The organism is Alcanivorax sp. 24 (assembly GCF_004360225.1).
Taxonomy (GTDB): Bacteria; Pseudomonadota; Gammaproteobacteria; order Pseudomonadales; family Alcanivoracaceae; genus Alloalcanivorax; species Alloalcanivorax xiamenensis.
Genome location: NZ_SNUA01000047.1, coordinates 1 through 717 on the forward strand (window position 1 = coordinate 1; position 717 = coordinate 717).

Annotated in this window: 2 tRNA genes and 1 rRNA gene; all 3 read right to left on the reverse strand. The window is 50.6% G+C overall.

The features are described from left to right. Positions 1 to 319: 319 nt before the first annotated feature. Positions 320 to 395 (reverse strand) — tRNA-Ala (locus E0L37_RS21210). 88 nt (positions 396 to 483) lie between these two features. Beyond that, positions 484 to 560 (reverse strand) — tRNA-Ile (locus tag E0L37_RS21215). A gap of 73 nt (positions 561 to 633) precedes the next feature. Further along, positions 634 to 717 (reverse strand): 16S ribosomal RNA (locus E0L37_RS21220); the annotation flags it as partial.

The window sequence follows — 717 nt, forward strand, 5'->3', positions numbered from 1 at the left end:
GCTTATCGCAGGCTACAACGTCCTTCATCGCCTCTGGCTGCCAAGGCATCCACCGTGTACGCTTCGTCACTTGACCATATAACCCAAAACAGTCAACTCTCATCAACCGCCTAAAGCCATACAGCTCGTAACGCCAACGATTCACCTAATAGACACAAGTGTCAGATATAAGTCTCTAACGCTTGTATTCCATTGGAATACTTGGACTTCTCATTTCCCAGATTGTTAAAGAGCATACCGATCGCAAGGATCAGGCACTGACAAAAGTCAGAAGCAAACCGTCGAATCAGAGCGGCTTGATTATCACTTCTGCCGATATTGGTGGAGCCGAGGAGGATCGAACTCCTGACCTCCTGCGTGCAAGGCAGGCGCTCTCCCAGCTGAGCTACGGCCCCTTAATACCGTTACAGCATTACCGTTACAGCACTTCCAGTCATCATCGCCGCCTTATCGGCAAAACACATCAATGCAGCGGCAATGTTCTGGTGGGTCTGGGCCGATTTGAACGGCCGACCTCACCCTTATCAGGGGTGCGCTCTAACCAACTGAGCTACAGACCCAAAAACAGCGTGTACGCTTCTTTAACATGTCAGACAAGCAAACGTGTGGGTCCTGTTTGGAAAGTTCTTTCGTTAAGGAGGTGATCCAGCCGCAGGTTCCCCTACGGCTACCTTGTTACGACTTCACCCCAGTCATGAACCACACCGTGGTAATCGT